Annotated in this window: 1 pseudogene; it reads right to left on the bottom strand. The window is 41.0% G+C overall.

What is annotated here, in order from left to right:
- Positions 1-45: 45 nt before the first annotated feature.
- Positions 46-383 (bottom strand): annotated as a pseudogene (locus ACYVTD_RS17740) (ATP-dependent RNA helicase); the annotation flags it as partial.

Here is a 383-nt window from a genome sequence, read left to right as displayed (position 1 = left end):
TTCGCTCTTTTGTTCGTGTGGTTCGTGGTTAAAAAATTCTTCCGTTTACCCCAAATAATCCGATAACCTGCGATAACACTGATTCACAACATTTTTTTGCTCAAGATCAACATCTTCCCCTAATTCGTCAATCAACGATTCAAGGCTAGAAAGGCTTTCATTTAAGCAGGTATAGAAGCCGCGCGAGGCTCTAAACCAATAATTTCCCTCTCCGTCCGTGAAAAGTCCCAAAAATCCAAGGTCTTTTGAGTTTTTCTTCCATACAACAGGCTTTGCGAGATTTTCCAAATGTTTTATCAGAGTGGGAAGGTTTTCCCGCGAATCAAAGTTTTCTTTATGCGGAATTTTTCGGGAAAAAACGCCGTCTACGTCCAAAACAGGTG

This window comes from Treponema sp. R6D11 (genome assembly GCF_054786075.1).
The sequence above is the reverse complement of the archived record's forward strand: the minus strand, read 5'-3'. Positions and strand labels throughout refer to the sequence as shown.